The organism is Rheinheimera sp. B2H12, from assembly GCF_059620065.1.
In genome coordinates, this window is sequence record NZ_CM184363.1 from 3,716,709 (window position 1) to 3,737,854 (window position 21,146).

At 47.0% G+C, this 21,146-nt stretch carries 22 protein-coding genes; 11 read left to right on the forward strand and 11 right to left on the reverse strand.

From position 1 onward, the window contains the following. Positions 1-2 precede the first annotated feature (2 nt). From AC53GJ_RS15950 to AC53GJ_RS15960, 3 genes are all read right to left on the reverse strand, one after another. The gene (locus AC53GJ_RS15950; protein ID WP_496729158.1) at positions 3-275 is read right to left on the reverse strand and encodes a hypothetical protein; all 273 of its coding nucleotides are present in this window, start codon (positions 273-275) and stop codon (positions 3-5) included. 68 nt (positions 276-343) lie between these two features. Further along, entirely contained in the window at positions 344-766 is a 423-nt protein-coding gene (locus AC53GJ_RS15955) for a protein YgfX (RefSeq protein ID WP_496729160.1), read from the reverse strand. Positions 767-771: 5 nt separating this feature from the next. Then, the gene (locus AC53GJ_RS15960) at positions 772-1,035 is read right to left on the reverse strand and encodes an FAD assembly factor SdhE (protein WP_496729162.1); all 264 of its coding nucleotides are present in this window, start codon (positions 1,033-1,035) and stop codon (positions 772-774) included. Between the two features lie 116 nt (positions 1,036-1,151). Here AC53GJ_RS15960 and ygfZ point away from each other — a divergent pair, with 116 nt between their 5' ends. Together ygfZ and AC53GJ_RS15970 are read left to right on the forward strand one after the other, a co-directional pair. Continuing rightward, positions 1,152-2,123, forward strand: a complete 972-nt coding sequence (gene ygfZ, locus AC53GJ_RS15965; RefSeq protein ID WP_496729164.1) for a tRNA-modifying protein YgfZ — start codon at positions 1,152-1,154, stop codon at positions 2,121-2,123. A gap of 11 nt (positions 2,124-2,134) precedes the next feature. Continuing rightward, positions 2,135-2,626 carry an FKBP-type peptidyl-prolyl cis-trans isomerase gene (locus tag AC53GJ_RS15970; RefSeq protein ID WP_496729166.1) on the forward strand — a complete coding sequence of 164 codons (492 nt, stop codon included), beginning with the start codon at positions 2,135-2,137 and terminating at the stop codon, positions 2,624-2,626. 233 nt (positions 2,627-2,859) lie between these two features. Here AC53GJ_RS15970 and AC53GJ_RS15975 read toward each other — a convergent pair whose 3' ends face one another. Continuing rightward, entirely contained in the window at positions 2,860-4,476 is a 1,617-nt protein-coding gene (locus tag AC53GJ_RS15975) for a S8 family serine peptidase (protein WP_496729167.1), read from the reverse strand. Positions 4,477-5,024: 548 nt separating this feature from the next. Then, entirely contained in the window at positions 5,025-6,224 is a 1,200-nt protein-coding gene (locus AC53GJ_RS15980) for an AraC family transcriptional regulator (RefSeq protein ID WP_496729169.1), read from the reverse strand. Between the two features lie 188 nt (positions 6,225-6,412). Here AC53GJ_RS15980 and AC53GJ_RS15985 point away from each other — a divergent pair, with 188 nt between their 5' ends. The 4 genes from AC53GJ_RS15985 (at position 6,413) to AC53GJ_RS16000 (ending at position 10,389) form a co-directional block, all read left to right on the forward strand. Beyond that, the gene (locus tag AC53GJ_RS15985) at positions 6,413-7,516 is read left to right on the forward strand and encodes an alpha/beta fold hydrolase (RefSeq protein ID WP_496729171.1); all 1,104 of its coding nucleotides are present in this window, start codon (positions 6,413-6,415) and stop codon (positions 7,514-7,516) included. Between the two features lie 78 nt (positions 7,517-7,594). After that, positions 7,595-7,852, forward strand: coding sequence for a hypothetical protein (locus tag AC53GJ_RS15990; RefSeq protein WP_496729173.1), 258 nt, complete (start codon positions 7,595-7,597; stop codon positions 7,850-7,852). A 209-nt stretch (positions 7,853-8,061) separates the two neighbouring features. Continuing rightward, a complete protein-coding gene (locus AC53GJ_RS15995) occupies positions 8,062-9,135 on the forward strand; it encodes an AraC family transcriptional regulator (RefSeq protein WP_496729175.1) in 1,074 nt (357 codons plus the stop codon). A gap of 93 nt (positions 9,136-9,228) precedes the next feature. After that, positions 9,229-10,389 carry a nuclear transport factor 2 family protein gene (locus AC53GJ_RS16000; RefSeq protein ID WP_496729177.1) on the forward strand — a complete coding sequence of 387 codons (1,161 nt, stop codon included), beginning with the start codon at positions 9,229-9,231 and terminating at the stop codon, positions 10,387-10,389. A 608-nt stretch (positions 10,390-10,997) separates the two neighbouring features. Here AC53GJ_RS16000 and AC53GJ_RS16005 read toward each other — a convergent pair. Continuing rightward, on the reverse strand, positions 10,998-11,858 hold the full coding sequence (locus AC53GJ_RS16005) for an AraC family transcriptional regulator (protein ID WP_496729179.1): 861 nt from the start codon (positions 11,856-11,858) through the stop codon (positions 10,998-11,000). 261 nt (positions 11,859-12,119) lie between these two features. Then, positions 12,120-13,271, reverse strand: a complete 1,152-nt coding sequence (locus tag AC53GJ_RS16010; RefSeq protein ID WP_496729181.1) for a serine hydrolase domain-containing protein — start codon at positions 13,269-13,271, stop codon at positions 12,120-12,122. Positions 13,272-13,504: 233 nt separating this feature from the next. On the opposite strand from AC53GJ_RS16010, the gene AC53GJ_RS16015 reads away from it, so the two are divergent. From AC53GJ_RS16015 to AC53GJ_RS16030, 4 genes are read left to right on the forward strand one after another with little or no spacing between them, the layout of a single operon-like run. Beyond that, entirely contained in the window at positions 13,505-14,329 is an 825-nt protein-coding gene (locus AC53GJ_RS16015) for a MipA/OmpV family protein (RefSeq protein WP_496729182.1), read from the forward strand. Positions 14,330-14,338: 9 nt separating this feature from the next. Continuing rightward, on the forward strand, positions 14,339-14,734 hold the full coding sequence (locus tag AC53GJ_RS16020; RefSeq protein WP_496729184.1) for a DUF3019 domain-containing protein: 396 nt from the start codon (positions 14,339-14,341) through the stop codon (positions 14,732-14,734). A gap of 10 nt (positions 14,735-14,744) precedes the next feature. Then, positions 14,745-15,440, forward strand: a complete 696-nt coding sequence (locus AC53GJ_RS16025) for a response regulator (RefSeq protein WP_496729186.1) — start codon at positions 14,745-14,747, stop codon at positions 15,438-15,440. Next, positions 15,440-16,750, forward strand: a complete 1,311-nt coding sequence (locus AC53GJ_RS16030) for a sensor histidine kinase (RefSeq protein ID WP_496729188.1) — start codon at positions 15,440-15,442, stop codon at positions 16,748-16,750. The genes AC53GJ_RS16025 and AC53GJ_RS16030 overlap by 1 nt, the downstream gene beginning before the upstream one ends. A gap of 335 nt (positions 16,751-17,085) precedes the next feature. Here AC53GJ_RS16030 and AC53GJ_RS16035 read toward each other — a convergent pair whose 3' ends face one another. The 4 genes from AC53GJ_RS16035 to AC53GJ_RS16050 form a co-directional block, all read right to left on the reverse strand. Next, a complete protein-coding gene (locus tag AC53GJ_RS16035) occupies positions 17,086-18,105 on the reverse strand; it encodes a polysaccharide deacetylase family protein (RefSeq protein ID WP_496729190.1) in 1,020 nt (339 codons plus the stop codon). An 83-nt stretch (positions 18,106-18,188) separates the two neighbouring features. Continuing rightward, complete coding sequence (locus AC53GJ_RS16040) at positions 18,189-18,596, reverse strand: GNAT family N-acetyltransferase (RefSeq protein WP_496729192.1); 408 nt, start codon at positions 18,594-18,596, stop codon at positions 18,189-18,191. Positions 18,597-18,690: 94 nt separating this feature from the next. Next, entirely contained in the window at positions 18,691-18,915 is a 225-nt protein-coding gene (locus tag AC53GJ_RS16045; RefSeq protein WP_496729194.1) for a DUF3303 domain-containing protein, read from the reverse strand. A 99-nt stretch (positions 18,916-19,014) separates the two neighbouring features. Beyond that, on the reverse strand, positions 19,015-19,518 hold the full coding sequence (locus AC53GJ_RS16050; protein WP_496729196.1) for a GNAT family N-acetyltransferase: 504 nt from the start codon (positions 19,516-19,518) through the stop codon (positions 19,015-19,017). Positions 19,519-19,978: 460 nt separating this feature from the next. On the opposite strand from AC53GJ_RS16050, the gene AC53GJ_RS16055 reads away from it, so the two are divergent. Continuing rightward, positions 19,979-21,070 carry a DUF2804 domain-containing protein gene (locus AC53GJ_RS16055; RefSeq protein ID WP_496729198.1) on the forward strand — a complete coding sequence of 364 codons (1,092 nt, stop codon included), beginning with the start codon at positions 19,979-19,981 and terminating at the stop codon, positions 21,068-21,070. The last annotated feature ends 76 nt before the right edge of the window (positions 21,071-21,146 follow it).

Consider the following 21,146-nt stretch of genomic DNA (forward strand, 5'->3'; position numbering starts at 1 on the left):
ACTTAGCCAGCTTTGGCTTGTTGACGATAATGCATAATCAAATACACCACATAAATTTGCAGTGCCGCAGTGGCTAATTGGCCGATGATGGACTGCAATTCGCTGTATTTTTCTGCATAGATGTACAACGAGATATTACCAAGCGCAAATGCCAGCCAAGTCAGGGCTGGAACCCCTTCCGATGTCTTCGTTTTTAACAAATGTACCAGTTGCATCAGAGTGGCGACCGGAAAAATAATAGCCGGAATATAACCGACCAATTCAATCAACGTCATAGATTCTGCTTTTATCAATAATCGCCAGTGGCTGGCGGAGCCGAAAAATATCTAGCCGTAACCAGCAATCAACGCCCTGTTGTTTGCTGCCATTTCACGTTTTGGCAATGCCGTGCCAGAGCCCTGAAATCGCTCTGGCTGAAATTATCGGCATACAACCAGCAGTGATAGCATTGAGCCTGCTCGTCCTGCCAGTACAACCAGATGCCAAAGTGGCAAATCAGCGACTGCGGTAACAAGCGGCCTTGTTGCATGGTGGGCAACACCCGGAAATAACCTTGTTGATCCAGTGACAGCATAGTCCAGGCCAAAGGTTTAGCAGCCTGCTGCGCCAGCCAGTAAATACTGACCAGCGCCGGCAATGCCGCCAGCCCTAACCACCAGCCTGTCAGTGGCAACAGCATTAAGCCAGTCGCCACCGCCAGCATCGCCAGCCGGTATCCCCAAAGTCTGTCATTCGAGGGATGAAGTGCCAGCGCGCTCTGGTACATAAGGCTTAGACCCGGACCCGCCGGATAATGGTATCCACCAGCGCCTGCAAGTCTGCGTCTGTGGATTTACCGTGGCCCATAAACCAGGCAAATAAATCCGGATCATCACAAGCGAGTAGCCGCTCAAAATGCAGTTTTTCAGGGTGACTTAAAGCGTCATAACCCTGTTCAACAAAAGGCGCCAGCAACACGTCCAGCTCCAGCATACCGCGGCGACAAGCCCAGCGCAGTTTGGGTTTACTCATGAGTTCAGCTGTTAATTCAGTCATAACCATCTCTTTTACATCGTTGAGTTGAATTCTAACAAATAATCGGCGCAGGGGTTGTGCTTTTGCACTGATTCCCCAATGATCTGACCATTCTGTCAGAACAGGTTTATGTTGTTATGCAAAGTTCATGGATCAGTGCCGACCAACTGGCACAGTTATCAAATGATGTGGCCGCAGCTTTTATCAGCCCGTTACCTTCTTTTACGGTGATCCGTATCAGTGGACCAGATCAGAAAAAATATTTACAGGGCCAGACCACTTGTGATGTGGAGCAACTGAACGCAGACAACTTTTTACGTGGCGCGCATTGTGATGCCAAGGGCAAAATGTGGGCAACCTTTACCCTGGTGCAACAAGGGGATGATCTGCTGCTGATTGGCTTTCGGGATGAGATGCAGGCGTCGCTGACGCAACTGAAAAAATTTGGCGTCTTTTCCAAAGTCAGTTTCCATGACACCAGCGGCGAATTAGCCGTCCTTGGTGTCAGTGGTCCAGAGGCCGACCAGTTATTGACAAAATTACAGTTACCGGTGCCAGCCGTAGGCGCTGCAGTAGCCGTCGACAGGGGTGTACTGCTGGCAATTGCCGAGCAGCATTATCTGCTGATCCTACAACAAACTGCCGCCCTTGCTTTGCTCGAACGTGATCAGGCCGCTTTAGCAGCACCAACCCGGTTTTTACAACAACATATTTTGCATGGCCTGCCCTATCTGGAACAAGCCGTGATTGGCGAATACGTGCCGCAAAATTTAAACCTGCAAGCTATTGATGCAATTAGCTTTACCAAGGGTTGTTATATAGGCCAGGAAATGGTGGCACGGATGAAATATCTGGGCAAAAACAAAAGAGCTACTTTTATTCTGACCGCGGCCAGTGCAGAAACTCCGGCAGCTGGCAGCGATATTGAAGTACAATTGGAGCAGAACTGGCGACGCAGCGGTGTGGTGATCAACGCAGTCAATATCCATGGAGAGTTAGCTGTGTTAGCTGTCTTGCCAAACGATATCAGTCTGGACGCGCAGTTAAGGCTGGCCAGTGAACCTGATACCAGGTTCAGCATTCAATCCCTTCCTTATTCTTTAAACTAACTGAGGTTTGCATGACCATTGAAACAAACAAAGTTGTTGCCATGCACTACAGAGTCAGTGACTCTGCCGGCAACGAACTCGACAGCTCTTTTGGCGCTGAGCCATTGGTGTTTATCCACGGCAGCGGCTCCCTGATCCAAGGGCTGGAAACTGCACTGGTCGGCAAACAAGCCGGTGACACTTTTACCGTGGAAGTGGTGGCGGCTGAGGCCTATGGCGATCGCCATGAAGAATTAACCCAAGCGGTGCCACGCGCGATGTTTGAAGGGATGGAAGTGGAAGTCGGTATGCGCTTTCGCGCCGCTGGTCCGGATGGCCGCGAGCAGTCTGTGATCGTGCTGGATGTGACGGAAGAAGAAGTGGTGGTCGACGGCAATCATCCGTTATCCGGCATTGATTTAACCTTCGAAGTCGAAGTGCTGCTGGTGCGTGATGCCACTGCCGACGAACTGGCCCATGGCCACGCCCACGGCATCGACGGCCACGCTGGTCACGATCATTAATACGCCTATCAGCCTGGCTCAGGCTGCCAGCTGGCTTAACTAAGCCAGCTAGTAGAAGCCAGTTGGCTGATGTACGTTTACAAGGCCGGCAGTGCAGACTGACCGGCCTTTTGTGTTTTATCATCTGAAAAATAATGCAGCCAGCACCAAGCACTGCGGCAGTCAGCCATGCAGCCTGCGATCTTGCTGCCAGTTACAGCACCGCCGTCTTTAGTTCAGGCAGCTAGCCAGGGTTACTGGCAAGGACCCTCATTGCGCCACACCGCCCACTGGCTGGAGTTTTGCTGCGGGTTCTGATTTTGCGTCCACCATTTAGCGGTATATTTCACGCCCTGATGCGACACCTGGTTGTCCTTCAGGTACACAGTGCTGGCAGACCAGGCGGTTAAACCGGCACAGCCCTGGTTATTGCCTGCGCTGACCGCCACAGTCTGACTGCTGGTATGACTCAGACCTTCTGCATCTGTCACGGTCAGACTGACCGTGTAAGAGCCATCCGCCGCATAAGTGGTGCTTGGTGAAGCCTGGGTTGAGGTTTTACCATCACCAAAGTTCCAGCTGGAGCTGACCACAGCTTTATCGTCTGTTGACTGATTGCTGAAGCTGACTGTCAGCCCATTGACGGTAGCCGTGAATTTCGCCACAGGTGCCTGATTGACCGGCGGATTGCCGCCGCCATCACAGCCATTGGCCAGATAATCGTAAGCCGCTTTAGCATTGACGATACCAAAACCAAAATTAACATCACGACCGGCTGTGCCTTTGTCAGTGGCCGTTTTATTCAGCGCATTCCTGATCTGGCTGCTGCTGCATTGTGGATAATGGCTCCAGACCAGCGCAGCAACACCTGAAACATGTGGCGTCGCCATCGACGTACCGCTGATCGAACGATAGGCACCGTTATTCCAGCTGGAATTCACATTCACCCCTGGCGCGGCAATTTCGACTTGACCGTTAAACTGCGAAAAACTGGCTTTATTGCCGGCACTGTCTACCGCGGCCACTGAGACCACCGCATCATAAGACGCCGGGTAAGACAGACTGCTGTTGCCTGCGTTACCTGCCGCTGCAATATGCAGCATGCCACCGGCATAACTTTGCTCAAACGCCTGCCGCTCTGCCACTGACTGACCACTGCCCCCCAGACTCATACTGGTGACATTAGCGCCAGCCGCTTTACACTGGTTAATGGCAGCAATCAGATCGGAGCCATAGGCCCAGCTGCCACTGTTGTTAAAGACTTTCACAATATGCAGTTTTAACTGGCCATTGCGGTTGACCCCGACCACGCCCTGGTTATTGCCACCGACGGCCGCAATAGTGCCCGCCACATGCGTACCGTGGCCATTTCCATCTTGATACCAGTTGCCGGTATCGTTACTGCCATAACCATCATCGCCAGTGACACCGCTGTTGATCAGATCAGGATGGTTCAGGGTATAACCAGTATCCAGAATACAGACTTTGCGATTACTGACCAGGTTATCCGGCACCTGCAGCGCATTGACCATGGTAATGCCATAGGGGGTTTGTTCCGCCATTAAATACCGTTTTGGATCTTCTTCCACCAGCGCCACTTGCGGATCCTGCTGCAGCGCCTGGCGCTGCGCCTGATTCAGTTCCACACTGAGCATGCCCTGTTCTGCCAGCACATGAGCCGGCGTCAGTTGATGCCGCACACTCAGTTGTTGCAAACTTTGCTGTTGCACTTGCACCGTTGAGATGCCAGCGGCATTTTTCAGCACCGGCGGTTTGGTAATAACGATATAACGCTTGGTTGTTTCTGCTGCGTACACCTGACTGCTCACTAGCACCGCCAGCAGGCTTAACTTTATAGTTATAGATTTCATCTTGTTGCTTCCTGTATTGTTATCGTTGTTTGGCTGATCTCACATCCACCTTCACCTGCGGCAAATAATGACAACGTTGTCAGCGCATTAAGAGCAACAAAACTGTCAGCCACTGTCTTCACTGAAAGCCAATAAAAAAATGATAAAAATGCGATTTAGCAGGGGCTAATGCTGGCTTGAATTGATTGTTTTTTGGCCTGCACGATTATTTTACCGGCATTTGATGGCGGGATTTGGGGTTATTCTTGCATTGGCTACACTGGCAGAAGCGGGCCTGGAACCAACCTTTCCCCGGAACTATTGCCAATCCCGTCGCATAGGTTGGAATTGGCACCTTCAACAGCTTGGCATATTTCAGGTGCTGAGGATGGCTGTGCCGCATTACAAAAATCATCAGTCTGGACCATGGATTTTTAAAAAACGAATGTTGGCTTTGGCTTGCCTTAGGTGCGGACATTCGTTTTTTCGAGAGCTCAGTATGCCATCACACCTATGATCAGGGAGCCGAATTCAGTGAGTCACTCTAGTATTCACATCGTATTTGCACGCTAACGCTGAGGCTGAGGCAATTTTTGCTCGCGATAAAGCGTAGGAGTTGTCCCTGTTACCCGCAAAAACTCTTTGTGGAAATTCGATTTACTAGCGAAGCCAGCTTGCGCGATGATTTCAGTTACTGGCAACTCAGGCATTGAAACTAATAAGTGTTGGGCGTGAACAATCCGCTGATCGTTCAGTAGCACTGAAAAACTGGCGCCATAATGTAAGTTAATCGCATTTGATAATTGTCGGGCTGGTACTTGTAACTTTCGCGCTGCCTGCGCCAGCGTGATGCCATATTCGAAGGTATACAGTTGTTCCTGTTTCAATAGGTCAAGCCAACGCTGCAGCAAAGCAGCAAGTTTGCCATCGGCGTCCTGAACACCCTGCTCGCTGCTTTCTTGATTAATCAATAAACCGTGACAAGCAGCTGTTGGAGTTTCAGGGTTCAATTTTTGCACTTTTCTCTCATGGTTTAAGACTACTTGTCGCTCAGTCACAACCCCGCCTTGAGCAACGGTGTGAACAAACTGCAACTGATACAGCCATTCGAGCAACCGACTCCGCTGCAGAGCGAGTAACACTCCGAGCATATGCACAAGTAAAAATAGCACCGCACCGGACAATAACACCGGTGAGTTAGCTAAAGTGGCCTCATTCAAGTGCTGAAGATTGCTGAGGTCGAGCCATACAAGCACTTCAATGAGTAAATTCGCTCCAAGTAGAATTGCTTGCAAAAGCAAGTAACGCCACGCAATGATGGCATCTTGTTTTAGAGCCACTAACGCAGAGAGCCCTTTGCTCAGTTGATATATAATTGCCAGCAAATAACCAGCAAAACTTGCGAGTAACAGCAGATCAAATAGAGCAAGCAGCGAAGAATCGGTCAATAGTGCCACGCAAGTTGCCGCTGCAGGCACCGCATGTATCCAATCTTGCCAGCACCAATTGCAATCAGCTCGCTGTAGAAATTGCCAAAACATCCAGCTTGCTGGTGCGAGCAACAAAGCGCCAATTGGTCGCAAACTCAGCACCCACACATCAACCGACGCCAGTTGCAATAATAAAAACACACTCTGACAAGCATACAATAAGTAGGTAAACCCCAGTAATAGCAGCGGGGCACGACGCTGTGACGGCGTCAACAGGAAGTGCATTCCCAGCAAGAAACACAGAATTGCAATTGCGCCATGGCATACCATTAAGAGCATAATTTTTTAACTCCTGAGAGATTTAACTCCAGTTGAACCATTGCCTATTGCAAATAAAACCTGAAAAGCCAGTCCTCAAACGCGATTTTGGACGAAACCAACATTTAAACTGCCTATGCTAATCGCATTAAAGTGGCTCGTTGCAACAGCAAACTCCGAGTATCAAAGTGAAACAAAAGGCAGGCTCCATGTTATTTACCATCAATTCACGCCATCTAAATCTAATCTGTTTAGCACTGATAGCATCTGTTCTCAGTATTTTTAGTTCAATCACTCAAGCACAACCCTCCGACTCGCTACCAGTACATTTATGCAAAAAAAATGAGCCCATCAATATCGAGGGTTTTGTGCAGATCGGCGGAATTTCACAGTGGCTGCAAATTCAAAGCGACAACTGCCAATTTCCAATTATTTTGTTTTTACATGGTGGTCCAGCCAACCCTTTAAGTCCTTATGCCGATTCAATTTACAAAGATTGGCAGCAAAAATTTACCCTTGTGCAATGGGATCAACGAGCCAGCGGTAAGACTTGGCTGAAGAACCCAGACTCAGCCTCAACGCCGCTGAGCTTGGCACAAATGGCTGACGATGGTATCACTCTGACTCATTATCTAACCACCGCATTCCCGAACACCCCCATTATTTTAAGTGGAAGCTCTTGGGGGGCCGCACTAGGTGTGGCGATGGTACAACGAAAACCTCAGCTATTTGCCGCCTATGTCGGCACAGCACAACTCGTCAGTGGCAGTGAAAATACCCTGGCAACCTACCAGCAATTACTGCATTTGCTGAGAATCGCCAACGATAATGAGAACCTCGCGTTACTGACGAAGCTAGGCCCACCACCTTACCAAAAACCGAACAGCGTATTGCGTCGCATCACGCGCCAGTATGAAGCCAAAGTTTCTGAAACGGCACCAGCACATTGGTGGCAACCAAGAGATCCGGCAGAGATGATTGCCAACTCCGCAGCCTATGAAGCTGCCGAAGAATACTCATTTTTACAATACACAGGCTATGACTTGCTTACTGGAAAAATCGGAAACGGCATGATGCATGATATTGAATTTCTTAAAAATGCCACTGAATTTAAGCTGCCGGTTTATTTTATTCAAGGAGAAGAGGATTTGGTAACCGTCCCCGCAATAACTCAAGCTTATGTGAAAAAAATCACTGCGCCCGCAAAAAAGTTGGTGATGGTCAAAGCAGCTGGACATAACCCCAATCTGCCGCTAGTTAATGCACAGTGGCAAGTGATGTTGGAGATCAGGGCAACATTATCAGTGCAATGATAAATCCATCCATCTCAACAAACATTTATCTGTCAGTGCGGGCTTGCTAAAAGTATGCAAAACATAACGAGGACCTAGATGCAATTTATTGTACACAAGATCAAATGGATCATGCTGATTTCAGGGCTTATGACTTGCACTATGGTGCTTGCATTCATCGCACCTCAAATGGCACTCCTACCAACCTTTGGGCAGATGCTGGAAGGGCCACTTGCTGAAGTGGTTGTGCGAAGTTGGGGTTCGTTAATAACCTTAATTGGCCTGATGTTGATCTTTGGCGCATATCGCCCGGAGTATCGTTGCTTTATTCTGCCTATAGCCGCAGCTAGCAAATGAGTATTCGTTGGGTCGTTCTTTCGTTAGGTCATCAATACCTCAACATGGCCGGTTTGCCAATTGCAATTGATGGCATATTCGCTTTGATTTTTATAGCTTATTTAGTGCACATTAAAAAACCCATAGCTCAGTCTTTAACTCACTAGCGGGTTTGGTAGTTGAATATCACACTATGTTAAAAATTAGCAGTTTTAGAACTAAGTATTAGTATGGCAATTTCAGATCAACTCATCCTGTTATTCAGTGGCTTGGGCGGCTTACATGGCCTGTTACTGGCTGTTTTTTTATACTTCCGACAGCCAGGAGCATGGAGTAACCGCTTTCTTGCTGGGGTGATTTTGATGCTGAGTATTCGCGTATTAAAATCGGTTTTGTTCCATTTTAATCCATCCATCGGCAAACAAATCCTGCAACTGGGCTTATCAGCCTGTTTTTTGATTGGCCCGTTACTTTATTGCTATAGCTTGCATTTTGTAGGGATGTATCGGCAGTCTTCATGGCATCGGCTGCACCTTTTCATCCCCCTTGTACTGATTATGTTGGTTGGTGGATTTTACCCATATCACCTTAACCAGCAGCTGTGGGGCGAGTTATTTTATAGCATAATTAACTACACTTGGCTGACTTACACTTTACTCGCACTCTTTATATTGTGTCCAAAAATGCTTCGCATCAAGCTGAAGGATTGGAATAAACACATTGATTTTATTGTGATTTTAACTGTAGTATCGAGCAATATGCTGATTTGGGGCGCTTATCATTTCGGCGCTTACACCTCGTATATCTCAGGTGCATTGACCTTCACGTTTTTGCTGTGCGTTGGAGGGTTCACAGTGTTTATAAAGCTGCAGCAACAGAAAATTATCGTGGTCACCCGCTACGCCAACAGGAAAATTGCCACCGAAACAGCAGCACCGCTCGTCGCTGACCTTGAACAGTTTATGCATGTACATCAAGTGTATTTAGATCCCAATCTGGTGATGCCAAAATTAGCAAAAATGCTCAGCTGGCCCACAGCAAAACTTTCGCAATTACTGAATGACAATCTTGCTTTGTCATTTAACGACTTTGTGAATGGTTACCGGATAGAGCATGCCAAAACTTTATTGCTTGGCGAAACGTCGATGAAGATGGACGAGTTGGCGGAAAAATCTGGTTTTAATTCTCTCTCGACATTTTATGCTGCCTTTAAAAAACACACCCAGATGACACCTGCAAAATATAAGGCCTTTCAGTTAGCTGCGACCTTCCCCTCTAAAGAAAAAACAATACCGGAACTATAAATCCGTCATCCTGAATCATCATTCGCGCTGGCTGTTCCGGCGAGTCAATCGTAGGGTTGCTCTGGTTTTTTTCCATTTTAAACAGGAGCAACAATGCGTAAATTATTTACCACCTTTTTGGCGCTTGCCATGGTGATAGTTATACAGCAGCCCAGCTGGGCATCCGACACAACCAGCCAACAGCAGCAACATATAGCAGCTATACAACAAGTGTTAAGCAACTATATCGAAGGGACGTCTTACAACAACAGGCTGCAAATTGCCAAAACATTTCACCCTGCCGCAGATTTACTGTTGGAAAAAAAGGGGCAGGTTTTTAACAAAGTTCCGGTCGCTGACTACCTCAGTTGGTATAAGCCTGCTAGTCATGGCGTATTTAACGGTCGTATTGGTGAAGTTTTGCAGATCGATGTCATCGGCGATCTTGCCACCGCCAAGGTTGAAATCCTATTACCCAACCAACAAGCAAAGTTTATTGACGTTTTTTTGTTGAAATACTGGAACGAGCAATGGCAAATTATCACCAAAGCAGCGACAAAACATGCCTCAATTCAGAATGGCATGCGGGTGTTATTTATCCTTTCTAATGCGCATTACCATGGCAACTCTAAATTACCGGCTGGTGCCAGTTTTCCAGAAATCGTGCACGCATATCATCGCTTTAAGCAAGCAGGCTTCACTGTTGATTTTGTAAGTCCTGAAGGCGGAGCTGTGCCCTTGTCTTATATTGATACGTCGAATGCACTATTTAAAGCCCATGTGTTTGATAGTGATTTGATGTTCGCGTTAAAACACACCAAAAAAGCCGAACAACTCAAAGCGAAGGATTATCGTGCGGTACATTACATTGGCGGCAGTAGCGCCATGTATGGTGTCGCCGATAATGTCGAGATATCTAAATTGGTCATGGATATGTATGAACAGCACAATGGGATCATTTCGGCCGTGTGTCATGGCACGGCAGGTATCGTTCATCTGAAAACCAAAGATGGCAAGTATCTCGTTGACGGAAAAAGAATTAGCGGTTACCCGGAAGACTTTGAAAAAACTTCCGCCGAATATTTCAAACAATTCCCGTTTTTAATTAAACAAACAGTGCTCGAACATAAGGGTAGTTTTCACTTTGGAAAACCCGATCAAGCCTACATTGAAGTTGATGGCCGGATCATCACTGGGCAAAACTATCAATCGTCAGCATTAGTAGCAGACGCAATTATTAAACTAATTCAGACTAAGGAGCGAAGCGAGATATAACTCGGATCATTGCCCGAATCAATGTCAGCTGACTATCACAAGTTAGCTGACGAAATAACCAGAGCACCTGCCAGTTCAAAAGTGAGCAGTAGAGCTGGCAAAAAAACTCGCAGGCAAGGCGGGCAAAATATCCTCATACGGTGTACACCAGTACATTAGCCTTGGCGTGTTGTATGTTATGGCTGCCTATGTAATGTGCTGCTTTTTTAAACAAAAAATCAACCAGCCCTAATGGAATGTCACGTTTTTCAGGTGTTTCCACTTCGATCATTGGTTCAGGTTTACTCTGATGAATAACCTACTCCCGCTGCCTAGCCACAGTCGAAAACAACAGCGGTGCATTGCCAGGCAGTCGAGTTACAACCAGCTTGCCTTGCTCTGCTAGGCTTAGCCCAATTCGATGAAATACTTGTGTTAAATTTTTGCGGTTGTACTCCTTTAATTCGGCATGGCTTGCATATTCTTCCAGCAACTGAGTGCCGGTGTTAAATTCATCACTGGCCAATCAACTTGTCGCAACGACCGCTATTTGAAAGTCTTATTTTTGACCGGTATGGCAAGATGATCAATTCTTGCCATACCTAGTCTGCAACTCACTGCACTTTTACTTAGTCTGCCAATGCCAGCCAAATCTCGGTGCGCAAATCTTTCGGTGCGGTCTGACGAGCATCATTCAGATACAACTCAATACCCGGAACCGAAGCAGGCTCTTCGTTACTTTGTTGTAGCCATGGCCCAATCAACCACTGATAGGCATCGTCAAGTTCACTGTAAGCGCCCTTGTGCTCAATCACGGCAAAGCGCCCTGCAGGAATTTGTACATGATGCAAAGATGCCGGTAAGTCTGACTCGCTGGTTATTTCAACACAGGCGTCAGAGCGTAGCTCGGGGCCAACATGCCCTTGGCGGACATGCTCCGGGTCATCGTAAAATAAGCCGAACCACCGCGGCTGAGCGGGTATCGCTAATTTATCCACTGCCAGCTCGAGTAAACTGAATGCTTCATCGAGATTTAAAAAGGGGCCAAGATGGCGTCGAGCAGCCAGCTGGATTGGGGCATTTAACTTTCGAATTTCAACCTGATACATATCTTTCTCCTGTTTGGTTTTTACTTGGAGGAGATGCAAACGCTGGCGCCGGTAAGCGCCGGGAGTGACGCCATAAGCAGCCGTAAAAGCGCGGACAAAGGCGGCACTACTTTGAAAGCCAGCACGTTGTGCCACCCGAATTTGCGACACTGCATCCACCTTTAAGTCGCGCGAGGCAAAATGCAGCCGCAGACGTTGTTGCGTCGCGCTGACTGTCTCTCCCATCATGTCGCGATAGATCCGGTGGAAATGAAATGCCGAGAAATTGGCGGCTTCCGCGAGTTGCTCCAAAGAATAGTGTCGCGTCGGATCTTGCCAGATCAGTTTAACCACGCGCATCAGACGCCGGGCATAATCCTGTTGTGTACTACGTTTTTGCATAACCCCTCCAGCAGCAAAGATTAAACAAGCGGCGTTGATTTAGGTTGCTCAGTTTTTAATATGCCAGCGTCAGTGAGTTCCTGGTGCTCGAACTGTCTAAATTGCGGGCATAGACAGTCTCATTTGCCTTAGTTGCAGACATTCGTTTTTGAACCAAGCATGTCATACAACCTTTCACTAGGTTGCCAAATTCAATGTACCTTAGATAGCATAAATAGGGCGATGGTCTGTCTACCGCTTTTTATCACCGTCCAGTTGCTGTTATTTAGTGAGTTCACCGATCACTTTTTGATATAAAGCGTGATGCGCGTCATCGCAGGCTTGATAACCGTTGCAATTGACCAACATCGCCACAGTCGTTTTTGTGTCCGGGATGTAGAAGTTGTAAGTTGCATAACCCAGCTCCCGGCCACCATGATGGATCACCTGTTTGCCATTGATGGTTTCTTTAAATAAACCATAGCTGTATGACAGAGTACCAAGACCGGTACTGACAAAGCTTGTTTCGCTCATCAATAACTGATGGATGCTGTGACTGAATTGTTTACCCTCAACAATAAATTTCAGTATGTTAGCCATATCTTGGGCGTTGCCGACCACAGGTGCATCGGCAACGCCGATGTTTTGATAATATTGCCGCGTGTCCAATACTGCGTTTCCCGTGTGAAAGTAACCTGGCACGATGGGACCGTAACTTTTTTCCAGGCCACCGTAACTCAGACTAGACAAGCCCAAAGGTTCGAAAATTTGCTGGCGCATGGCTTGAGAGTGATGCGTACCGAGCACCTGATCCAACACCAGCCCCGTTAAAGTATATCCGGTATTTGAATAACTCCAGCCTTGGCCAGGGGCAAAATTGGCTGGCTGATCCAAGGCAAATTGTAAGGCGAATAGATCGGTTTTTATGCTATCCGGCTCAGCCAGCACAGCGTCATAAAATGCACCATTGGAATCGTTTAAATAATCAAATAAACCGGCGCGGTGCTGTAACATTTGCCTGATGGTTATACTGGCAGCGTTGGCAACTCTGCTGGTCATTGCAGCAGGCAGATAGTTGCTGATAGGTTGGTCTAAATCAAGTTTTTGCTGCTCCACCAGCGCCGCAGCCAGCAAAGCTGTCAGCTTTTTACCGGCACTGCCATTTGGGATCCGGGCATCTATTGGCATCGGTGTTTTATCGTTGAGATCAGCCATTCCGGCCGCACCGTAAAAATAAAGTTGCGGTGACTCGATATAAAGCACCACACCTGGTATTTCGCCTTCGGCTGCTGCATTGAGTAAAGCCTGATAATCAACAGGTTTTACCGGAACAGGAAGGAGGTTATTGTTGGTTTTATGCTCTGAACCACAACCGGCAACTGCCAGCGCTAAACTGCCAATAATCATGCCAGACCGCAGATTGTTCACTTTCATGTTGATGTCCCGTGTTGATAAAGAAGCAGCCACCTTAGCGGGTAGTACCATCGCGGGTTGTATCAGCTTCTAAACGGCTGTGTCAGCATGTATCAAGCTGTGTCCCATCAATAAATCTATGATTATCTTTGGTTTTAATGATACAGATTGATACACTTTGCCACGATCCGATACGGTTAAACTAGCGCTGCTGTATTAGGCTGACTGCAATTTAACCACCAGAAGAAATTGCCATGAAAACACTACTTTTTACTCCCCTCATACTCTGCAGTACCTTGTGCTTGGCCAATCCAGAACCTGCCCAAGTTGACTGGTCGAACGCTTTTAGCAATAAACGTGAAGCTGGTGGCTTTCTGGCGGTGGGGCTTGGCCTCCACAATGAACAAGGTTTGTATCAATCAGCCGGATTTCGGTTACGCGCTGACGTGAGTGGTGCCTATTATTTTGGCAATGGTTTTTTCATTGAGTATCCCGGCTTTGCGAATAAATTCGAGAATATGCCAACCTATGGCTACAACATTGCCAACATGGGCAACTGGGAGTTTGATGCCATTATCTCGGGGGCGCACGGTCGCTTAAGATCCAGCAATGGTCGTGAGAGAGACGCAACCAGCTATTGGGGGCTTCGTACTATCGGTACTATCGCCGGACTGGATGCGATGTTTATTTATGGCATAGCGCCAAACCATGAGGAGGCTGACGATGGGCAGTATGCTGCCGCCTGGTTGGCAAAAAGCTGGAATATTGATAACTGGCAACTTTACACCTCTTTAGGGGCGCAATACCGCAATGCTGCAATCCTCAACTATTACTACGGCGAGCCGGCCAGCGCCACCACGCCTGAACCCTACCAAGCAGAGGGAGGGGTGAATGTTATCTATAAAATCGGCGCCAAAAAACCACTCTCCCAAACCTGGTTAGTCGAGGGCTTCGTTAGCTACACCCATTATGCATCCAGTATCGTCAACAGTCCGTCGGCCCAAAATACCCTGCGTAACTTTGCTGGCAGAAGTGACCAGGGCAGTCAGGTCAACCTTGCCATCAAATATGTATTCTAGGGGTTGAACATGAAAAAACTACCGCATGCAGCCCTTCCGTTCAGCCTGACGTTCATCCTGACCTTAATAGCAACGCCAGGTTTCACTCACGCAAATTCAACTGTTTTTATCGTATCGCCGAAGCAATGTACTTCCTTAAAACAAGGTGACAGCTGTCATATTGACTTAGCGGTTTCCTGGCATGTGCCAACGCCGGCGGCGTATTGTCTTTATGCCGATCAACAGCAACTCAGTTGCTGGAGTGATGCGACTGCGGGTCAATGGCAGCAGGCATTAACGCTCAAAGATGATATGGTGATTAGCTTAAGGTCGGGCAATCAACATCCTCTGTATAGCCACACCATTCGTTATGCCTGGATGCACAAAAAGAACAACAGTAATGCCATGCGCTGGCGACTGTTTTAAGCGAGAGCGGATGACATCAATCGTATTAGTGGAAGATGACCAGGAGCTGGCACAATGGATAGCCGATTACTTGCGTGCTAGGCAGTTTGCAGTCACTGTCTATGGTGATGGTAAACAAGCTTATGATGCACTTTCAAGGAAGCTGCCAGATCTGATTATTCTCGATGGTATGTTGCCTTCCATGGATGGATTCGAAATATGCAAACGGGTTCGGTTGAATTCCAGGGTACCCATCATCATGCTGACCGCCCGTGATGAAGAGATTGATGAAATTCTCGGCTTAGAAATGGGCGCTGATGACTATATTACCAAGCCGGTGCGCGGGCGTTTACTGGAAAGCCGTATTAAGTCACTGCTGCGCAGGACCAAGGTGGCTGACACCTCTATGGCACCACAGCATATTGCACTGGGGGCTTTAGAGATCTGCAAATCTGACTTATCAGTGCATTTACACGGCGTGTCGATGAAGCTGTCGAGCAAAGAATTTGAAGTGCTTTGGCTACTGGCCCAAAATGCCGGTCGGGTCGTCAGTCGGGAAATGTTAAGCCAACAACTGCGGGGTTTTGATTACGATGGTTTTGACCGGACTATTGACTTGCGCATCTCCAGACTGCGCAAAAAGCTGTTGGACGATGCCGCTGAACCCTACAAAATAAAAACCATTTGGGGGAAAGGATATTTGTTGGCAACAGAGGTGTGGCAATAATGTGGCGCTTTGTGCTTGCCCTGCTGTTGGTGGTGATTGTTGGCAGTATCGCGCTGGGGCAACTGTTTGATGCCCTGATACCACAACAAAACGAGCACCGACTAAGTCACGAGCAGCAACATTTGCTCAGCCAGGTTGCGCTGATTCAAAGCGCCCTCAAATCGGGTATTGAGCCTGCGCAATTGTCCGGCTGGTTTGCGTTGGCCTCGGAAGCTTCCCCGGAGCAGAACAAACTGCAATACGAGCTGCAATCATTAAAAGACTACCCCTTACCCGATGCAGTCATGAAACAAATTTATCTTGATAAATCGGTATTTCTTGAATCAAAGGATGGGCTCACCGCTTATACGCTGATCGATGCACAAAGGGTGTTACTGGTGACAAATCGCTTGAAAAACGCCGCCAGCGCGCCAGTCACAGCTGTAACCAATAATCCCTGGCTACTGACAATCGGGTTTTACAGCATTTTACTTGGCCTGTTGCTGGTCTTTTTGGCTCCCTTTCTCATCCGTCTGGCGAAGCTGCGCACTGCGGCCATTGCTGTTGGCGAAGGTAAGTTAGATATCCGCTTGCCCTTAGGCTCTTTTTGGTATCTGCATGAGATTGAGCTGGCATTTAACCAGATGACAGAACGACTTGGACGCTCGATTCAAGACAATAAGTTGCTGGCCGCGGGGTTATCGCATGAATTACGCACACCGCTTGCCAGAGTGAGAATGGGGCTGGATACGCTTTGCGAAACCGAAGATCCAAATTTAAGAAGCCAATACGAAGTCCGGGTGAATCAAAACCTCGATGATATGGAGGACTTGATCAACGCTTTGCTGCATTATTCCCGCCTGCAACATTCACTCGATAGTACGGCGAAATCCAGGATAGATTTAAAGCCGCTGCTACTGCAACAGCTGGAAAAAGCCAATGACCCGCGTCTGGAACTGATGGTCGGGCCAGATCAATATTGGATTTGGGGAGATGAGCATCATGTCAGTTTAATGCTGAGCAATCTGCTCACAAACGCTTTAAAACACTGTCGGGACAAAGTACAAGTGACACTGTCCAGTTCAACTGGCCATGTCATACTTTGTATCAATGACGATGGGACAGGCATTTCTGCCACAGACGCGGACAAAGTGTTTCAACCTTTTGTCAGACTAGCCGAAAACACCGCAGGCAATAAACCAGGATTCGGCCTGGGTCTGGCATTGGTCGAGCGCATTACCCAATGGCTTGATGGTGAAGTGAAAGTTGTCACCTGCCAAAACCTGAAAGGCGCTAGTTTTGTGGTTAGATTTTTATATCGCACAAGGTAAGTGACTACATTCTTATTAGAGCGATCAACTCACTCTCGCAGTATCTATATAGCCTAAAAATCGATGTTCACTTGAAGCCCGCAATGAAAAATGCACGCATTGTTAGCCTTTCAGTAATCAGTGCTGGCTCAAAATTTTCTAGAGCACCCAGTTCAATTATTGTGAGAAATGTCCGCTTTCAGTGAGCTCCTGGCGCTCAGACTGTCTAGATTGCCGGTATAGACAGTCTCATTGTCCTTATTTGCGGACATTCTTTTTTTCGTAAACTAGACATTTAATTGTAATACCACCCTGCACTTAGGTAGCCAGATGATCTCATTAATATAGATATTGGCTTATATCGTGCCGATTTTTAGTGTTTTAACGGCTTGTTGATGCTCAGTAAATACAGCTTTAGAAGGCTCAGGTTCTTCCGCCCAATTCACTTTGTTGCCGTTAGATTTGTCCCAGCGATATAGCCAGTGAATGCCAAATTTGAATGCTTGAGTTGGCTGAGCATATATCGGGTGTTGTAGGGTCTGCTCTAAGCTTTGAAACTGATAACCACGTGATTGCAAGGACATCAGAATTCTATCCAAACTATCAGCGTTTAACTGATTGACATGCAGCATTAATATTTGGGGCACAGGCTGCTCAAACATGCTTTCGTTAGCCTTCTCGTAAAAATCGAATCTACGTTCGCTAAATGCAAGATACTGCTGCTGGTAAGAACTGGCCGCTGCAATCTGTTTATTTTGCAACCTTGCTGTATAGGGCGCATCAAAAACGTAATCTGCATTTTCCATCGTCACAGGGACTAATCTGAGAGCTAACTTTTCCAAGCTTTGCTCAAGCAATTGTTGCGCTGCGTTGGTAGCGCCCGCATGTAAATAAGGCGGGCGAAAGAACTTTTGCTTTTGGTGACCCAGCACAGTTTGTGTTGTTATTGCCCCCTTTTGAATGTCCGCCAGATAAGAGTCTAAATCAGTCTGATGATACGAAATATGTGAAAATGTATGGTTGCCAAGATTGTGACCATGCTTGTGCCAGTCTGATAACAGAGACTGCAATAATTTGCGGTCGTTTTTAAGGTGGCCTTCATTCACAAATCCAGTTGCTTTTATCTTATATTTTTTGAGGGTACTAAGGAGTTGTTGGTTGATCTCTTTGAGTGATTGTTCCGGCAAAGTAAATTCACCGTGTATTGGGACATCATCAAAAGTGATTGAAATATACTTAGGGTATTGCTCCTTTGCTTCCACGCCAGCAAAGGCAAAGCTCACACAAGCGATGATTGATAATCTCAGAAACATTACAATACACATGAATAGCTTAACTCCCCTGAAGGTTCCCCATAAATATGATAACATTATCATGCTATTACCTTCCTGAGATTCGACCAATCAAAAATACTCGCCCATTTTAGTATTTGTCTGGAGGCTGGTTGACACACTTGTTGTTAGACATTTTTTAGCCTCATCAAACGAATACCGCCTACTTCAGCCGAAAAGCCAAATTTTTTATAGAATGGTTCTAACTCAGGCAAACAATAGAGTTCAAAATGTTTTACTACCTGTAACTTGGGATGATTCCTTACTAACTCAATAAGTTTATTACCCAACCCCACTTGTCTTGAGCTATTAGCAACGATGACATCAAAGATGAGAGCCTTGAAAGTGAAGTCTGTTATGACACGAGTAAAACCAATCAAGGAATCATTTTCATCGACAATGCCAATACATATCTGCGAGCCTTCTATGCATTGTTTTGTCTCTTCCAGTGTACGACTTGAAGTCCACCATTCTTTTTTGTACAGTTCGAATAGCTCTCCAATCTGAAATGAACTCAATTCATATATTACTTTCATGAACGCCTCAAAATTCATAACGTCCCGCGCATGCGCGTGAACTTGTGAGCATCACTGGGGCCCAAGGTTCCGAATGACAAGGGTTTTTGCGTTTTTAATCAAGCGGGTACAGCTCAAAATCAACAAACTGTTCCCACTTTTTAAACAACACATAAAACAGGGACACATCATTTGATTCCATTAACTGAAAGCAGATATTTTTTTCTGTGTTTACCCACGAGTTCAAATAATACAAACCGTCTGGAAATTGACGACCTTTAGCGTTGTAAACCTTGTAATTCTCTTCCATCAAACCAGGCTTGAAATTCTTAACAACCATGTACTTTTTGAAATCATCTCCTTAGTGGCACATAACTATATAATTTAGAGCGGTAAAACGCGCAGCCCACGCGAAGCTTAGGCTCTTTAAATTTTTTTATTATGTTGATTGATCGTATCTTGGACTAATCCGTGACATAAGTAATGTGTCAGAATATTGACCTGCTTTAAATGTACTAAGTCGTTTTTTACCTTCAACCAAGAAGTTCATGCGCTCATACAGGGCTATTGCTGTTAAATTATCACTGTGAACTTCAAGCTCTAACCTAACAATGTTAAGCCAATTATCGGCTTGGTTAATTGCCTCTCGCATCAAGGTTTTCCCCACACCTTGCCCATGAGCTGAAGGATGCACGGCGATTGCTATGCTTGCACTATGTTTTAACCTAGCTTTTGTTGTCATAAACAATGATATGTGACCTACAACTTTAGAATTCTTTTCAGCAACTAAGGTATAGCAATCCGGACGACTAAATAAAGATTGGACTGAGTCTGAACTGAGAAATTGAACTTGAGATGTATGTTCCATCACTGATGGTTGATTATAAATGCTAAAAATATCCTGAGAATCTGATGCTTCTAAATGTCTAATTACAATGCTCAAATTATATTCCTTTTTTCAAACGTAGCGGCTCACCAAATGACTCAGAACGCCGATTCTGAGACAAGTGTCGCAATCAATCAAGCACAATGTGCGATAACTGTCGCAATTGAAACGGTCACGCAAACGCACGGTAGTGGCCAACTAATTTTGACCATCTCGTTATCGTCTAACCGCTGGTAACCTGTAGAAACGAGAAATGAATAATTCAGACTTTTTTAGCGTTCTGACAATGCGTTAATATCTCAAAATTTTCGAGAGCCGCGGTCCATTCGGTCTAAGTAACGTCCGCTTTCAGTGAAAGCAACCATTGCCCCTCTCAAAGAAAAGTAATGCAGCAAGATACAGAAGTTTGCCTGTTCACTCACAGCTGTGTTTTCTGCGCTACAGATGGCCGCTCCCCTCTTGGTCAGAGCAGTAAAACCTGCTATAAATCAGTCCACTATATCCATTTGGATTTTCTATGCCTGCTTGTTATCAGCCATTGCTGACCAAAGCGCCGGCACGTTTGATGAACGCTGCCGGGCAGCCGGAATTTGGTTTGTTTACCGGCTCAGTGCCTGAGCTGGCGCTGGCGGAATTTGATTATCGCTCGGTGCTGGATAAACCGCTTGGCCAGTTGCGGCGCTATTTTGCCCAGAAACAGTTTCAGTTTGTCACTGTCAGTGGTCAACAATGGGTGGATGGTCAAGCAAAAGACTGGTTGCTGGCGGTGGCTATTGCGGATGTGCGCTATGTCAGCTCTGGCTTTGTTTATTTGTTTCAGCAGGATCAGCAGGTATTTCAGCACGGCATCTTGCGACCGCTGCAGTTGGGCTGTCGGATGAGTCTGTCACCGCAACGAGGGGCTGCGAGTCTGCAGGCTGGACAGCGGCGCTGGCAGTTGGAGCCGCAATCCACACAATGGTTAGTTGAGATTGACTGTGGCCCGCTGCAGGCCAGCCTGGTGTTGCATCAGGCCGAACCAACCGTGAGTCCGGACAACAGCGCGACCACCTGCCCGCAGCCACCACTGGCACTCTGTGCTCCCACCGGCTATCAGGGGTTTACCTATACCGAAAAAAACAATGCGCTGGCCGTCAGCGGCCAACTCAGTTTTTCTGGTCATCCGATAAACTTGAGCCAGGCACGCGCCGGTTATGATTTTTCCGCCGGTTTTATGCGCCGCCAAACCAATTGGCGCTGGAGTTCGATCAACACTTTATGGCAGCAACGGCCTTTTGGTCTCAATCTGGCCGCAGGCGTCAATGAAACCGGACTGACCGAAAACGCCTTGTGGCTGGATGGTCGGATCCAGCACCTGAGTCCGGCCCGCTTTGTGTTTGACCGTTACCAACCGGACAGCCGCTGGCATATCAGTACATTATGTGGTGAACTGTCGTTACAGTTTCAGCCGGTGTTTTGCCGGCAGGAAAAAATTCAGACCGGCCTGTTAGCCAGTAATTTCCGCCAATATGTTGGTTATTATCAGGGCCGCATCAGGCTCGCTGACGGTCAACAGCTGGAATTAGCCCAATGCCTCGGACTGGCGGAAGATCATTACGCCAAATGGTAAGGTAAGGCAGCAGAATACGCGAAGTGAGCACGCCTGCACGAACAACATCTCAGCGGGCCACCGGCAGATAGTGTGC

What these genes read in the sequence shown, in the direction of transcription:
- AC53GJ_RS15950 (WP_496729158.1), bottom strand. Translation starts at nt 275, where the DNA reads ATGACGTTGATTGAATTGGTCGGTTATATTCCGGCTATTATTTTTCCG.
- AC53GJ_RS15955 (WP_496729160.1), bottom strand. Translation starts at nt 766, where the DNA reads ATGTACCAGAGCGCGCTGGCACTTCATCCCTCGAATGACAGACTTTGG.
- AC53GJ_RS15960 (WP_496729162.1), bottom strand. Translation starts at nt 1,035, where the DNA reads ATGACTGAATTAACAGCTGAACTCATGAGTAAACCCAAACTGCGCTGG.
- ygfZ (WP_496729164.1), top strand. Translation starts at nt 1,152, where the DNA reads ATGCAAAGTTCATGGATCAGTGCCGACCAACTGGCACAGTTATCAAAT.
- AC53GJ_RS15970 (WP_496729166.1), top strand. Translation starts at nt 2,135, where the DNA reads ATGACCATTGAAACAAACAAAGTTGTTGCCATGCACTACAGAGTCAGT.
- AC53GJ_RS15975 (WP_496729167.1), bottom strand. Translation starts at nt 4,476, where the DNA reads ATGAAATCTATAACTATAAAGTTAAGCCTGCTGGCGGTGCTAGTGAGC.
- AC53GJ_RS15980 (WP_496729169.1), bottom strand. Translation starts at nt 6,224, where the DNA reads ATGCTCTTAATGGTATGCCATGGCGCAATTGCAATTCTGTGTTTCTTG.
- AC53GJ_RS15985 (WP_496729171.1), top strand. Translation starts at nt 6,413, where the DNA reads ATGTTATTTACCATCAATTCACGCCATCTAAATCTAATCTGTTTAGCA.
- AC53GJ_RS15990 (WP_496729173.1), top strand. Translation starts at nt 7,595, where the DNA reads ATGCAATTTATTGTACACAAGATCAAATGGATCATGCTGATTTCAGGG.
- AC53GJ_RS15995 (WP_496729175.1), top strand. Translation starts at nt 8,062, where the DNA reads ATGGCAATTTCAGATCAACTCATCCTGTTATTCAGTGGCTTGGGCGGC.
- AC53GJ_RS16000 (WP_496729177.1), top strand. Translation starts at nt 9,229, where the DNA reads ATGCGTAAATTATTTACCACCTTTTTGGCGCTTGCCATGGTGATAGTT.
- AC53GJ_RS16005 (WP_496729179.1), bottom strand. Translation starts at nt 11,858, where the DNA reads ATGCAAAAACGTAGTACACAACAGGATTATGCCCGGCGTCTGATGCGC.
- AC53GJ_RS16010 (WP_496729181.1), bottom strand. Translation starts at nt 13,271, where the DNA reads ATGAAAGTGAACAATCTGCGGTCTGGCATGATTATTGGCAGTTTAGCG.
- AC53GJ_RS16015 (WP_496729182.1), top strand. Translation starts at nt 13,505, where the DNA reads ATGAAAACACTACTTTTTACTCCCCTCATACTCTGCAGTACCTTGTGC.
- AC53GJ_RS16020 (WP_496729184.1), top strand. Translation starts at nt 14,339, where the DNA reads ATGAAAAAACTACCGCATGCAGCCCTTCCGTTCAGCCTGACGTTCATC.
- AC53GJ_RS16025 (WP_496729186.1), top strand. Translation starts at nt 14,745, where the DNA reads ATGACATCAATCGTATTAGTGGAAGATGACCAGGAGCTGGCACAATGG.
- AC53GJ_RS16030 (WP_496729188.1), top strand. Translation starts at nt 15,440, where the DNA reads ATGTGGCGCTTTGTGCTTGCCCTGCTGTTGGTGGTGATTGTTGGCAGT.
- AC53GJ_RS16035 (WP_496729190.1), bottom strand. Translation starts at nt 18,105, where the DNA reads ATGATAATGTTATCATATTTATGGGGAACCTTCAGGGGAGTTAAGCTA.
- AC53GJ_RS16040 (WP_496729192.1), bottom strand. Translation starts at nt 18,596, where the DNA reads ATGAAAGTAATATATGAATTGAGTTCATTTCAGATTGGAGAGCTATTC.
- AC53GJ_RS16045 (WP_496729194.1), bottom strand. Translation starts at nt 18,915, where the DNA reads ATGGTTGTTAAGAATTTCAAGCCTGGTTTGATGGAAGAGAATTACAAG.
- AC53GJ_RS16055 (WP_496729198.1), top strand. Translation starts at nt 19,979, where the DNA reads ATGCCTGCTTGTTATCAGCCATTGCTGACCAAAGCGCCGGCACGTTTG.